Origin of the sequence: Arcobacter sp. F2176 (assembly GCF_004116465.1) — a bacterium.
Lineage (GTDB): Bacteria > Campylobacterota > Campylobacteria > Campylobacterales > Arcobacteraceae > Arcobacter > Arcobacter siniprincipis.
Window position 1 is genome coordinate 22,448 of record NZ_PDJV01000012.1, and the last position, 14,748, is coordinate 37,195.

General features: G+C 29.3%; 12 protein-coding genes. 7 read left to right on the forward strand and 5 right to left on the reverse strand.

Going from position 1 to position 14,748, the window contains the following annotated elements; translation table 11 throughout:
* Window positions 1-115: 115 nt before the first annotated feature.
* The 5 genes from rpoB (at window position 116) to CRU95_RS11500 (ending at window position 10,935) form a co-directional block, all read left to right on the forward strand.
* Window positions 116-4,261, forward strand: a complete 4,146-nt coding sequence (gene rpoB, locus CRU95_RS11480; RefSeq protein ID WP_129101259.1) for a DNA-directed RNA polymerase subunit beta — start codon at window positions 116-118, stop codon at window positions 4,259-4,261.
* Window positions 4,254-8,780, forward strand: a complete 4,527-nt coding sequence (gene rpoC / locus CRU95_RS11485) for a DNA-directed RNA polymerase subunit beta' (protein WP_129101260.1) — start codon at window positions 4,254-4,256, stop codon at window positions 8,778-8,780. Before rpoB ends, rpoC begins: the two co-directional genes overlap by 8 nt.
* Window positions 8,781-8,845: 65 nt before the next feature.
* Entirely contained in the window at window positions 8,846-9,211 is a 366-nt protein-coding gene (locus CRU95_RS11490) for a hypothetical protein (protein ID WP_258238694.1), read from the forward strand.
* Between the two features lie 61 nt (window positions 9,212-9,272).
* Window positions 9,273-9,560, forward strand: a complete 288-nt coding sequence (locus CRU95_RS11495) for a YciI family protein (protein WP_129101262.1) — start codon at window positions 9,273-9,275, stop codon at window positions 9,558-9,560.
* A gap of 157 nt (window positions 9,561-9,717) precedes the next feature.
* Window positions 9,718-10,935, forward strand: a complete 1,218-nt coding sequence (locus CRU95_RS11500) for an integrase arm-type DNA-binding domain-containing protein (protein WP_129101263.1) — start codon at window positions 9,718-9,720, stop codon at window positions 10,933-10,935.
* On the opposite strand, the gene CRU95_RS11505 is transcribed toward CRU95_RS11500, so the two are convergent.
* Both CRU95_RS11505 and CRU95_RS11510 read right to left on the reverse strand, forming a co-directional pair.
* Window positions 10,871-11,731, reverse strand: a complete 861-nt coding sequence (locus CRU95_RS11505) for a DUF726 domain-containing protein (protein WP_129101264.1) — start codon at window positions 11,729-11,731, stop codon at window positions 10,871-10,873. The genes CRU95_RS11500 and CRU95_RS11505 overlap by 65 nt on opposite strands.
* A 52-nt stretch (window positions 11,732-11,783) precedes the next feature.
* Complete coding sequence (locus CRU95_RS11510; protein WP_129101265.1) at window positions 11,784-12,185, reverse strand: hypothetical protein; 402 nt, start codon at window positions 12,183-12,185, stop codon at window positions 11,784-11,786.
* Between the two features lie 98 nt (window positions 12,186-12,283).
* Here CRU95_RS11510 and CRU95_RS11515 point away from each other — a divergent pair, with 98 nt between their 5' ends.
* Window positions 12,284-12,577 (forward strand): hypothetical protein, encoded by a 294-nt coding sequence (locus CRU95_RS11515; RefSeq protein ID WP_129101266.1) that lies wholly within the window; start codon window positions 12,284-12,286, stop codon window positions 12,575-12,577.
* 5 nt (window positions 12,578-12,582) lie between these two features.
* On the opposite strand, the gene CRU95_RS11520 is transcribed toward CRU95_RS11515, so the two are convergent.
* Complete coding sequence (locus CRU95_RS11520; protein WP_129101267.1) at window positions 12,583-12,891, reverse strand: hypothetical protein; 309 nt, start codon at window positions 12,889-12,891, stop codon at window positions 12,583-12,585.
* Complete coding sequence (locus CRU95_RS11525) at window positions 12,878-13,150, reverse strand: hypothetical protein (RefSeq protein ID WP_129101268.1); 273 nt, start codon at window positions 13,148-13,150, stop codon at window positions 12,878-12,880. Before CRU95_RS11525 ends, CRU95_RS11520 begins: the two co-directional genes overlap by 14 nt.
* 95 nt (window positions 13,151-13,245) lie before the next feature.
* Between CRU95_RS11525 and CRU95_RS11530 the strand changes: the two genes are divergently transcribed.
* On the forward strand, window positions 13,246-13,482 hold the full coding sequence (locus tag CRU95_RS11530) for a helix-turn-helix domain-containing protein (protein ID WP_258238695.1): 237 nt from the start codon (window positions 13,246-13,248) through the stop codon (window positions 13,480-13,482).
* A 112-nt stretch (window positions 13,483-13,594) separates the two neighbouring features.
* Here the strand turns inward: CRU95_RS11530 and pyrC are convergent, their stop codons facing one another.
* Window positions 13,595-14,608, reverse strand: a complete 1,014-nt coding sequence (gene pyrC / locus CRU95_RS11535) for a dihydroorotase (protein ID WP_129101270.1) — start codon at window positions 14,606-14,608, stop codon at window positions 13,595-13,597.
* Window positions 14,609-14,748 lie beyond the last annotated feature (140 nt).

Genomic DNA, 14,748 nt, shown 5'->3' on the forward strand with positions numbered 1-14,748 from the left:
CATCTTTGAAGGCTAAGGTTAAAATTTTGAGGAATTTTAACCCTATCCTTTAGGGATGCTTTTGTGCTTTATACTAAAAAGCAAAAAAAAAATCAAATTTTTGACAAGGTGAACTATGCTAAATTCTTTAAAATCTGGTAATAGGCTTAGAGTCGATTTTGCTAAAAATCCACAACATATTGAAATTCCTAATTTATTACAATTACAACAAAATTCGTATGACAACTTTTTAATGGTCGGAAAAGAGAGCAGAACTGATGCTGGAATAGAAAAAGTATTTAAATCAATTTTCCCAATACATGATGCTCAGGGTAGAATTACTCTTGATTATATAGAAAGTGAAGTGGGTAAACCAAAATACGACGTAAGAGAGTCTATGGTTAGAGGTCTTACTTACTCAATCCCATTAAAAATCAAAATAAGATTAACACTTTGGGATCTTAACGAAAAAACTGGTGAAAAAATCGGCGTTAAAGATATGAAAGAACAATCTTTATTCGTTAGAGAAATACCTTTAATGACAGATAGAACTTCATTTATTGTAAATGGTGTTGAAAGAGTTGTCGTTAACCAATTACATAGATCTCCTGGTGTTATCTTCAAAGAAGAAGAATCAAATACTGCTGGAAATAAATTGATCTATACTGGACAAATTATTCCAGATAGAGGTTCTTGGTTATATTTTGAATATGATGCAAAAGATGTATTATACGTAAGAATCAACAAAAGAAGAAAAGTTCCTGTAACTATTCTTTTCAGAGCATTAGGATATTCTAAAGAAGATATTATCAAAATGTTCTACCCAATTTTAAATATTAAAATTAAAAACAATAAATTCTTAACTGAATTTAGTCCTGAAGATTTTACAGGAAGAGTTGAATTTGATATTAAAGATGACAAAGGTAATTTAGTAATTGCTGCTGGAAAAAGATTAACTGCTAGAAAAGCTAAGGCATTAGTTGATGGTGGATTAAAATTAGTTGAATACCCAGTTGAATTATTAATGGACAGAAGTACTGCTGGTACAATTTTTGATCCAGAATCTGGTGAAGTATTATTTGATTCTTTAACTCATTTAGATGAATTAAAATTAAAAAAATTACTTGACTTAGGTTTTGATTCTTTTGATATTGCAAATGATTTAGCTGAAGGAGTTGATGATTCTATTATCAATGCATTTGCTGCAGATGCTGAGTCTTTAAAATTATTAAGACAAACTGAACAACTAGAAGATGAAAATGATTTAGCTGCTATTAGAATTTATAAAGTAATGAGACCAGGTGAGCCTGTAACTAAAGAAGCCGCAAAAGATTTCGTTAAAAAATTATTCTTTGATCCAGAAAGATATGACTTAACTAAAGTGGGAAGAATGAAAATGAACCACAAGTTAGGTGTAAATGTTCCTGAATATGTTACAACACTTACTTATGAAGATGTTATTAAAACTGTTCAATACCTTGTAAAAGTTAAATCTGGTCATGGTCATATCGATGATAGAGATCACTTAGGTAACAGAAGAATTAGAGCTATTGGTGAGTTACTTGCAAATGAAATGCATTCTGGTTTAATCAAAATGCAAAAAGCAATTAGAGACAAAATGACTACATTATCTGGTACATTAGAAGATATTATGCCACATGATTTAGTTAACTCTAAAATGATTACATCAACAATTACTGAGTTCTTTACATCTGGACAATTATCACAATTTATGGACCAAACTAATCCATTATCAGAAGTTACTCATAAAAGAAGACTTTCTGCACTTGGTGAAGGTGGACTTGTAAAAGAGAGAGCTGGATTTGAAGTAAGAGATGTTCACGCAACTCACTACGGAAGAATTTGTCCAGTTGAAACTCCAGAGGGACAAAATATTGGTCTTATCAATACATTATCTACATTTGCAAAAGTAAATGAATTAGGATTTATTGAAGCACCATATAAAAAAGTTCAAGATGGAATTGTTTCAAATGAAATTATTTATGTAACAGCAACCCAAGAAGAGGGATTATTAATTGCTCCTGGTTCTACTAAAGTTGATGACAATGGTAAAATTGTTGAACCTTTAATTGAAGCTAGACAAGATGGTGAAATTTTAATTGTAGAAAGATCTAAAGTTAATTTAATTGATATCTCTTCTCAAATGGTTATGGGAGTTGCTGCTTCATTAATTCCATTCTTAGAACATGATGATGCCAATAGAGCACTTATGGGATCGAATATGATGAGACAAGCCGTTCCATTATTAAGACCAAATGCTCCAATAGTTGGGACTGGTTTAGAAAAAACAGTTGCAAGAGATGCTTGGGAAGCTATTAAAGCTGATAGAACAGGTGTTGTTGAAAAAGCTGATGCTAAAAATATTTACATTAGAGGTGAAGATGAAAATGGTGCATTTATTGACCATTATAGTGTAAATAAAAATGTTAGAACAAATAATAATACATCTTTTGGGCAAAGAATTGCAGTAAAAGAGGGTGATACAGTTCAAAAAGGTCAAGTAATCGCTGATGGTCCTTCAATGGACAAAGGTGAATTAGCAGTTGGTGTTAATGCTTGTGTTGCCTTTATGCCATGGAATGGATATAACTACGAAGATGCGATTGTATTATCTCAAAGATTAATTAAAGAAGATGCATTTACTTCTATTCATATTTATGAAAAAGATGTTGAGTGTAGAGAGCTTAAACATGGTAATGAAGAGATAACAAGAGATTTACCAGGTGTAAAAGATGAATCAATTACACATCTTGATGAATCAGGAATTGTAAAAGTTGGTACATTTATCAAGCCAGGTATGATTATGGTTGGAAAAGTTACACCAAAAGGCGAAATTAAACCAACTCCTGAAGAGAGACTATTAAGAGCAATCTTTGGTGAAAAAGCAGGTCACGTTATTAATAAATCACTTTACTGTCCTACTTCAATGGAAGGTACAGTTGTTGATGTAAAAGTATTTACTAAAAAAGGTTATGAAAAAGATTCAAGAGCAGTTGCTGAAATAGAATCAGAAAAAGCTGAACTTGATTTAAAACATCATGATAAACTATTAATGCTTGATAGAGAAGAGATTTTAAAAATCAATGATTTATTATCAAAAGCCCTATTAGTTAAAGATGTTGATTTAGATGATGTAGTTTATAAAAAAGGTCAAGTTATTCCTTTAGATGTATTAGCAAATGTAAATAGATTTGCTATGAAAAAAGTAGTATCTTCTTATGATAAAGATGTTGAGAAAAAATACAACGATATAAAAGAGTATTTTATTAATCAAAAATCTAGATTAAGAACTGACCATGAAGAAAAACTTGAAGTATTAGAGCATGATGATATTTTACAATCAGGTGTAATCAAACAAGTTAAAGTTTATATCGCAACTAAGAGAAAAATCAAAGTTGGGGATAAAATGGCAGGACGACATGGAAACAAAGGTATTGTTTCTAACATCGTACCTCAAGTTGATATGCCATATTTAGAAGATGGTTCAACTGTTGATGTTATATTAAATCCACTAGGAGTTCCATCACGGATGAATATTGGACAAATTCTTGAAGTTCACTTAGGATTAGTAGGTAAAAGACTTGGAACTCAAATTCAAGATATCTTTGATGCTAAGAAGACTGAATTTGTATCTGAATTAAGAGCTAAGATGACAGAAATTGCTGATGTTGCAAAACTTATGAATGGTAAAGAGTTTTTAGCTAAATTAAGTGATGATGAATTAGTTGATTATGCACAAGATTGGACAAAAGGTGTTAGATTTGCAACTCAAGTATTTGATGGTGTAAAAGAAGACGAATTCTTAAAACTATTTGAATTAGCAAAAATTGACTTAGATGGTAAAACTAATCTTATTGATGGTAAAACTGGTGATAAGATGAAAGAAAGAGTAAATGTAGGTTATATGTATATGCTAAAACTACATCACTTAGTTGATGAAAAAGTTCACGCAAGATCTACTGGACCTTATTCACTTGTAACACAACAACCAGTTGGTGGTAAAGCACTATTTGGTGGTCAAAGATTTGGAGAGATGGAAGTTTGGGCATTGGAAGCTTATGGAGCAACTTCAGTTCTTAAAGAAATGCTTACAACAAAATCTGATGATGTAGAAGGAAGAACGAGAGCTTATAGAGCAATTTCAAATGGTGAAAATGTTCCAGATTCAGGTGTTCCTGAAACTTTCTTTGTATTAACAAAAGAGTTAAAAGCTTTAGGTTTAGATGTAGAGATTTTTGACGAGGTAGAAAATAATGAGTAAAAATACAGTATTAGAGCCAATTGAGATAAAAGAGTTAGAAAGACCACAAGATTTTTCAGCATTTCAACTTAGACTTGCAAGTCCTGAGAAAATTCTTTCTTGGTCATGTGGAGAAGTTAAAAAACCTGAAACTATTAACTATAGAACATTAAAACCTGAAAGAGATGGTTTATTTTGTGCGAAAATTTTTGGACCAGTAAAAGATTATGAATGTCTTTGTGGTAAATACAAAAAAATGAGATACAAAGGTGTTGTTTGTGAAAAATGTGGGGTTGAAGTAACTTCTGCAAAAGTGCGAAGACACAGAATGGGACATATTGATTTAGTATCTCCTGTTGCTCATATTTGGATGGTAAGTTCATTACCTACAAGAATTGGTACATTACTTGGTGTTAAATTAAAAGATTTAGAAAGAGTATTATACTATGAAGCATATATCGTAAATGAGCCAGGTGAAGCTTTTTATGATAATGAACATTCTAAAAAAGTAATGAAATATGACATTTTAAATGAAGAACAATATAGAACTATTTATGATCATTATGAACATACTGGTTTTGAAGCTAATATGGGTGGACAAATTGTAAGAGATTTACTTGAAAACCTTGATTTAATGGAATTATTACATAGCTTAAAAGAAGATATGAAATCTACTAAATCAGAAGCTAAAACTAAAACTATTATCAAAAGATTAAAAGTTGTTGAAAACTTTATTAACTCTGGAAATAGACCTGAATGGATGATGTTAACTCAACTACCAGTTCTTCCACCAGATTTAAGACCTCTTGTTTCACTTGATGGTGGAAAATTTGCTGTATCTGATGTAAATGACCTTTATAGAAGAGTAATAAACAGAAATAATAGACTTAAAAGATTATCAGAACTTGATGCTCCTGAAATCATTCAAAGAAATGAAAAAAGAATGCTTCAAGAAGCAGTTGATGCTTTATTTGATAATGGAAAAACTGCAAATGCAGTTAAAGGTGCAAATAAAAGACCTTTAAAATCTTTATCTGAAATTATTAAAGGTAAACAAGGACGATTTAGACAGAATTTACTTGGTAAAAGAGTTGACTTCTCAGGAAGATCTGTAATCGTTGTTGGACCATCTTTAAATATGGATCAATGTGGTATTCCTAAAAAAATGGCTTTAGAATTATTTAAACCACACTTGATGGCAAAACTAGAAGAAAAAGGTTATGCAACTACATTAAAATCAGCAAAAAGAATGATTGAAGCTGAGACTAATGAAGTTTGGGAATGTTTAAGTGAAATTGTTGATGAATATCCAATTATGCTAAATAGAGCTCCAACTCTTCATAAACTTTCAATTCAAGCGTTCCACCCAACGCTAATTGATGGAAAAGCTATTCAATTACACCCATTAGTATGTTCTGCATTTAATGCCGATTTCGATGGTGACCAAATGGCAGTTCACGTACCTTTATCACAAGAAGCTATTGCAGAAGCAAAAATTCTTATGATGAGTTCTATGAATATTCTTTTACCAGCATCAGGGAGAGCAATTGCTGTTCCTTCGCAAGATATGATTTTAGGTATTTATTATCTATCATTAGAAAAAGATGGGGTTAAAGGTGAGCATAAACTATTTACTGGTGTTGATGAAGCAGTTATCGCTTTAGAGATGAAACAAGTAGATTTACATGCAAAAATCAGAACAAAAATGAATGATAAAATTATTCATACAACAGTTGGAAGATTAATTGTTCATAATATTTTACCTGATTTTGTTCCTTTAGAATTATGGAATAAGATTTTAAAGAAAAAAGATATTGGTATTTTGGTTGATTATATTTATAAACATGGTGGATATGAAGTTACTCCAAGATTCTTGGATAACCTTAAAAACTTAGGTTTTAGATATGCAACTGATGCGGGTATTTCTGTTTCTATTGATGATATTAGAGTTCCAGAAACTAAACCTGCGCATATTGCTAAGTCTAAAAAAGATGTTATTGAAGTTCAAAAACAATTTGAGCAAGGTTTATTAACTGAACAAGAAAGATATAATAAAATTATTGATATCTGGACAGAAGTTAATAATAAACTTGGTCGAGAGATGATGGAGCTTGTTGAAACAGATAAAAATGGATTTAATTCTATTTATATGATGGCCGATTCAGGGGCTAGAGGGTCTGCTGCTCAAATTAGACAGCTTGCAGGTATGAGGGGTCTTATGGCTAAACCTGATGGTTCTATTATTGAAACACCAATTATCTCTAACTTTAAAGAGGGTCTAAATGTACTTGAGTACTTTATTTCTACTCACGGAGCTAGAAAAGGTCTTGCTGATACAGCACTTAAAACTGCAAATGCGGGTTACTTAACTAGAAAACTAATTGACGTTTCTCAAAATGTAAGAATTACAGCTGATGATTGTGGGACTCATGAAGGTATTGAAATTACTGATTTATCAAGTGGTAATGAATTAACTGAGAGCTTAGAAGAAAGAATCACAGGTAGAGTAATTGCAGAAGATATTATTGATCCAATATCTAATGAAATTTTGTTTACTGAAGGTACATTAATTACTGAAGAAGATGCAAAAATTGTAAAAGATTCAGAAGTTAAATCTGTAGTAATTAGAACTCCTTTAACTTGTAAAATTGAAAATGGATTATGTTCAAAATGTTATGGTCTAAACCTTGGTGAGCAAAGAAAAGCAAATCCAGGTGAAGCGGTTGGTGTACTTGCTGCTCAATCAATTGGGGAGCCAGGAACACAGCTTACTCTTAGAACTTTCCACGTTGGGGGAACTGCAAGTGCAACTCAAACAGAAAGAGAATTAAGAGCTGATAAAGAAGGGTTTATTAGATATTATAATATCAAAACTTATGTTTCTAAAGCTGATAAAATAATTGTTGCAAATAGAAGAAATGCAGGTATTTTACTTGTTGAACCAAAAATTAATGCACCATTTAAAGGTAAGATTACAACTGAGACTCTTCATGAAGAGACAATTTTGACAATTACTAACGGTAAAGAAGAGAAGAAATTCTACTTAAGAAAAAATGATGTTGCAAGACCAAATGAGCTAGCAGGTGTATCTGGTAAAATTGAAGGTAAACTTTATTTACCATATGCTGATGGTGAAGAAGTTGAAGCAAATGAATCAATTGTAGAGATGATTAAAGACGGTTGGAATGTTCCAAACCGAGTTCCTTTCGCATCTGAATTAAAAGTTGAAGATGGTGCGCCTATTATTACTTTAGTTACATCAGGAGCTAAAGGTTCAGTTAAATATTATAAATTAACTGGAGATTATTTAGAGAGAAGACCAGATATTAAAGCTGGAGATAAAGTTGTTGAAAAAGGACTTTTTGCTGTTATTGTTGATGGTGATGATAGAGAAGCATTAAGACATTATATTGCAAGAGGTTCTGTTATAGAATTAGATGATAATACAGAAGTTGAAAAAGAGACTATTCTTTCTAAACCAGAAGCTGATGAGAGAGTTGTTATTGCAGAATGGGATCCATATGCAAATCCAACTATTTCAGAAAAAGCTGGTACTGTAACATTTGAAGATATTATTCCAGGAATTACAGCATCTGAGCAATTTGATGATTTAACTGGTACTTCTAAATTAGTTATTAATGAATATGTTCCTGCTGGATTTAAACCAACTATTGTTTTAGCAACTGAATCTGATGAATTAATTAGATATACACTTGATCCTAAAACATCTCTTTTTGTTTCTGAAGGACAAAAAGTTGAGATAGCTGATATTATTGGTAAAACTCCAAAAGCTTCTCAAAAATCTAAAGATATTACTGGGGGTCTTCCAAGAGTATCTGAATTATTTGAAGCTAGACGACCAAAAAATATTGCTGTATTAGCATCATTTGACGGTGTAGTTTCTTTTGGAAAAAGTTTAAGAAATAAACAAAGAATTATCATAACTGATGATAAAGGTAGCAAAGTAGAGTATTTAGTTGATAAATCTAAACAAATTTTAGTACACGAAGGTGAGTTTGTTCATGCTGGTGAAGCATTAACTGATGGACAAGTTGCTTCTCATGATGTACTTAGAATTTTAGGTGAAAAAGCATTACATTACTTTATTGTTTCTGAAGTACAACAAGTATATAGATCTCAAGGGGTAAATATTGCTGATAAACATATTGAGGTTATTTTATCTCAAATGCTAAGACAAGTTTCTATTCTTGATGGTGGAGATACTAAGTTTATTGTAGGAGACATGGTTTCTAAGAAAAGATTCCAAATTGAAAATAGAAGAATTATGAGACTAGGTGGAGAACCTGCGATTGCTGATCCTTTATTATTAGGTATTACAAGAGCTGCTGTTACATCTGATTCTATTATTTCAGCTGCATCTTTCCAAGAGACTACTAAAGTTCTTACTGAAGCTGCAATAAGTGCTAAAATGGACTTATTAGAAGACTTAAAAGAAAATGTTGTAATTGGTAGAACTATACCAGTTGGAACTGGTCTTTATAAAGATCAAAAAATCAAATTTAGAATTAACGATAAATAGACAATAGAGCTTTTGCTCTATTGTGATTTTTAATAATGGACTTATACTCTTTATTACTACTCTTTATGGCTCTTGAACTATTTGAGTCAAACTGGCAAAAACATGATAACCTTTATGGTTTAATTTACAATAACTATCAAGTATTTAGAAAAAATATCTTTTTATATTTTATCTTGCATGTTACATTTTTCTATACACTTGCTGTATCAATATATCTATCAAACTATGGCTTTTGGATGTCAAGTATTATTCTTATCAAGTTTTTTGATCTGGCTTTTAAATTAAATATGATGCAAAAATTATCTTCTGGATTAGAGATTCATGAAGTAATGCCAATAAACATCAATATAACACTACTATTTAGATACTTTAATGTTATTCTTTACCCTTTCTGTTTTGCAGTTGCTACTGGACTTCTTTTTAACACATAATTAATATCATACTTTTTTAATGCTAGAATGCTAATTCTTAAAATAAATCCAAAGGAATACAATGCAATATTTAATAATTGCTTATGATAATGATAATGCTTTAGATAAAAGATTAGAAGTAAGAGATGCTCATGTAGCAGGTGCAAAAAAACTTATAGCTGAAGGTAAAATAATCAATGCAGGTGCTCTAATTGAAGAAGATCAAATGGTTGGCTCTACACTATTTGTTGATTTTGAAAGTGAAGATGAATTAAATGATTGGATAGATAATGAACCATATGTTACAAACAATGTTTGGAATATGGATGAATTTCAAATCGTGCCTGTAAAGTTACTTCCTAAAGATTAATAAACAATCACAAAAAACCCTATAAAATCGATACTTTATAGGGTTTAAAACTGCAAAACAATAACAATCAATTACAAACTTTTTAGAATAATTACAGTATTTTTACGGTACTATTGACGGTACTGAGAAACTTTTAGAAAGTGAGTACCGTAATAAAATGGCAAGAACCGTTAAACCCCTGAATGATACGCAACTTAAAAATGCTAAAGCTAAAGAAAAAGATTACAAACTAAGTGATGGAGAAGGTCTTTATTTTGTAGTTAAAAAAAATGGAACAAAATCATGGAGATATGACTTCACTTATGGTGGAAAAAGAAAATCTATGTCTTTTGGTATTTATCCTACAGTATCTTTAAAAGATGCAAGAACAAAAAAAGATGAAGCTAAATACTCACTGGCTAATAATGTAAATCCTATATCAATAAAAAAAGTTAAAAAGACATCTGAAACAATAACTTTAAGTGATGTTATTGAAGAGTGGTTGGATTTAAGAAAAAAGAGTAAATCTGAAGCTACAATTATTCAAAATAAAAGAATATTAAAAAATATCACTATTTGGCTTGGAAATATTGCAATAAAAGATATTAGAAGAATAGATATTATAAATGCTTTGCAAAAGTATCAAGAAAAAGGTGTAATAGAATCTGCACATAGATTACTAGCTTTAGTAAATAAAATATATATGTACGCTGTAACAAATGAGTATGTAGAGCATAATATAATTGCAGATATAGATAAAAAATCAATTTTTGTACCAAATAAAAAAGATGCACATCTTCCAGCACTTATAGAACCAGAAGATATTAAACAATTACTTATTGATATAAATTCAATAAGTGAAAAATATAGAAGTGATATAAGTACTATATTTATTTTTAAACTACTTCCTTATGTATTTGTAAGAAGTGAGAATATTAGATTAATGAGGTGGAATGAGTTAAATTTAGAAAAGGGCTATTGGGCTATACCAAAAGAAAAGATGAAAATGAATATAGAGTTTGTTTGTCCTTTACCCTATCAAGCAATTAAGATTATAAAAGAGATAGAGCCATATTCAAGACATAGAAGTGAGTTTGTATTCCCTTCTCCACAAAAGAGTGATAGAGGTGTATCAGGTGCAACACTAAGTGATACATTAGTAAGGCTTGGATACAAAGATAGACATACAGTACATGGCTTTAGAAGTATGTTCTCAACAACTGCACACAATCTTTATAAAGAGCATGGTTTTCATTCTGATATTATAGAAGCTTGTTTAGCCCATAAGGAAAGAAATAGAGTAAAAGCTTCATATAATAGGGAATCAAAATTTAAATACTTTGAAGAGAAGAGGGATCTAATTCAGTGGTACGCAAATTGGTTGTATGGATTATAATTTCTTTTAGCTTACTATGGTAATCGGAATGATTGTTTAGTTTATTGGAAATTTCATTTGATACATCAATATCTACAACTTTAGAATTAAATGAATCCATAGTTTTTTTTAGACCAATGGGTGATGATGAAAATTTTAGTTTAAGAAAATTATTAGTATTGTATAAGAGTTTTAAAACGTAATCTTTATTTGAGTAATAATTGTATATTTTATATGAAACAACATCTTTTATTGTATTGAAGTCAATCGAATCTCTATCAGCTGCACCTGCAAGTAAATGTACTTCTTTTATACAATGATAGTTGTTTCTTTCTAACTCTTTTAAACAAGTACAAATTACTTTTGCACCTAATGAATGCCCAATTAGTATGAACTGATTGTTGCTAGAATTTATTAATGATTGAGCTAATTGTTTACCAACTTCATTTGCGTTATTACTAACCTTATTCCAAGGACTATTTTTATATGTAAAAAAAGCAATTGCAGGTTTAAGTAATATTCCTAAAAAACTCAAAGAAAAAGGTATTAGGAGAAGAAAACTTGATTGTTTTATAGAATATAATTTAGAAATAAAAGTAGAAACTTTTTTCAGGTTTTCAGATTCCCATAATACATGAGTAACAGTACTATCTGGAAATATACTCTCAATTGAATTTATCCAGTTCTCTGATGAATTATTATCTTTTTCAGTTAAAAACCCATTAATACAAACTACAATAGGGTTCTTACCTTTTTTAAGGATTTTAATTTCTTCATTAAAAAATGGTATATGGACATCATTATTATTCTTTTTCATAAAATACTTTAATATTATAATTTATCAATTATAATATATTTATCTAAATAACTTATTTATACAGATAATTATCAACTTCCATTTCATAGCCTCTATCACTTTGTTCTGTAAGATCTGATTCTTCTATTTCAATTTCATAACCATATTTATCTAAATAATAAGTTTGTTCCAGGTATTTATCTGAAAATGCAAATAAAGTAGGATCTTTAATCATTCGTTCTGATTCAGCTAATAAATTAATAAGTAAGTCAACTTTTTGATTAGGTTCTAATCTAATTAGCTCTTTAATATCATCAAATTCTTCCATTGCTTCATCAAGAAACATTGCTAATCTAAATGGACATTTATATTTTTTTATTTCATCAATAAAATACTCATTTTCAGTTTCATAGTAGAATGTTGCACAATCTCCAACTGGCTCTACTGGTTTTACTAGTTTTATTTCAATAAGCATAGTTTTTCCTTTTAAATTTGAATATAGAAACTTTACAATTGTATGTATTAAGTAATGATTATATATAATATTATAAATAATCATTATTTGGAGAAAAAATGGAAGATTTTTCAGCACAAAATATTGATAAAATATCCCATAACATAGCTTCTTTATCAAAGGATATGTATGAAATAAAAAAGACTATTCTATCTGAAGAAAAAGAGAAAGAAAAAATTTCAAAAAAAGATAAAAAAAGAAGAGAAAGTCTTAAAAAGGCACAATCAAAGTTTAAAAATGTATCTACAAATCTTAGTATTAAAGACTACGAAGACTTTGAAAAAAGGTTTAAAGAATTAGGTATGAGTAAATCTGCTTATTTAAAAAAATTGATTATGGATGATTTACAATAGTTATTTTACTTTCCATTTTGAGCTTTTAAAGTTTTGAATTTTTTATGTTGAATGAATGATCCAATAATAAGAGCAATAATCCCCATATAAATACCTACTCCAAAAGTAACATTAGAGCTAGTTGGTTCTTCTAATCCAAATAGTATTGTAATAATATAACCTAAAGCACAAAAAGCCAAGAAGTAAGCAAAAGCATACTTTATAAAATATTCTATTCCATTAAAAACCTTTTCGACTTTTGCTCCACAAGTAGGACAAGTACCAGCACTATCAGATACTGTACTTTTGCATTCAGGACACTTAATTAATGCCATTATTTTTTTCCTTATAAAATTGATTTAATAGTTTTGATAATTCAATCATTTCTTCTTTATGATTTTGTTCATCATTTATATAAAAAGTTTGACTTATTTTATAATGTCCATCTTCAATATCAAATTCAAATTCACCAAATTTTAAATCTGTAGGTAAGCCATCATGAGATAGTTTATTTTTAAAAGCTAGGTCTTTTTTTTGTATATATGTTTTTAGATATTCTTGAGCAGATATATTATTATTTTTTCTTTCTTCCATTTGTACTCTTTTCGATTTTATTCATCTATAGCTGAAAGATTTAAATATTCTATACCGATAAACTTTAAATATAAATTAACCATTGGGTGAATATATTGAATAATATCTATGATGATGCAGATGAGTTTTATAAATTAGTATCTAAAAATGTAAAAAAATATCGCCAAGAAAAAGGCGAATCTCAATTAGAATTCTCTCAAAATGTAGGATTTAATTCTGTTAGTTTTTATTGTGATTGTGAGAATAATAAAAATTGTAAACATTTTAATTTAATTCATGTAGTTAGGATTGCTGATTATTTAGAAGTTGATATTAATATTATTATAAATTAATGTTTATAATACAGAGCATCAAGACTGTTCAGAATTTTGTGTCAAAAACTACAGATTGTTGAACAATTTCTTGCTATATGGGCACCTTCAAATTTGAACTTTTTTCTTATTATCACTCAATACTCCAAAGTAAAGTTTTACCTGCAAACATTGGAACTACTTGTTCATTTTTATAAGAATAAGAATAAGGAACTATAAAATCTTTTTTTATTAGAGTAATTGGTTTAGAAATAGGTTTTAAATTATAAATTCTTTGTGCATTCAAACTTACAAAAGCATTTAATATATCTAATTTACCATTTCTTTCAAAAAATTCAGTTAGAAGTTGTAAAGCAATAGGCGAATTAAATACTCCAGCTGCTCCATGATGACACTCTTTAAATTCCTTTTGGTGGGGAGCTGAATCTGAACCAAACATAATTTTAGGATGTGATTGTAATACAACTTCTTGTAAAGCATCTCTATCTTCATATCTTTTTACTATTGGTTTACAAAAATTATGGGGATTTAACATTCCACCTGCAACATCATCAAGGGTTAAAAGAAGATGATGAATAGTTACAGTTGCATATAAATTATCATATTTATTAAGTAAAACTATTGCTTCTTTTGTTGAAATATGTTCCATGATTATTTTAAGATTTGGAAAATTAATAGCTAAAGATTCATAAATAGGTAAAAACTCTTTTTCCCTATCCATAACAAAACCTTTTGTTTCTCCATGTACACATAAAGGAATTCCCAATTTACTCATTGATTCAAGTGTTGGTCTTAAAGTTTCAACATCCATTGAAGATACACCTGTTTCACTATTGGTTGTTACTCCAAAAGGGTAAAGTTTCACAGCTATTATTTCATCTTTTATATCTTTTAAAAATGTGTATGAATAGTCCACTTGAAAAAATATCGTAACATAGGGAGTAAAAACATCTTCTCTACAAAACTCTTTGATTCTTTGTTTATATGATAATAAAGCCTCTTTTGTAGTAATTGGTGGAAGAAGATTTGGCATAATAAGTGCACCTGCAAAACTTTTTGATGTTAGAGGTCCCACTAGTTTTAACATATCATCATCTCTTAAATGTAGATGCATGTCTAATGCAGAATTTATAATAAATTTTTCCATGCTAAATTTTCCTTTTAATTTGGTGCATTTTAACTAAAGAGTTTTTAAATGCAACTAAGTTGCATTTAAATCTTGTTTGCTAGAATTTCAAACTTGCAACTAGTTTGCAAATTTTTAGAAGAGTGATTGATAAATGTATT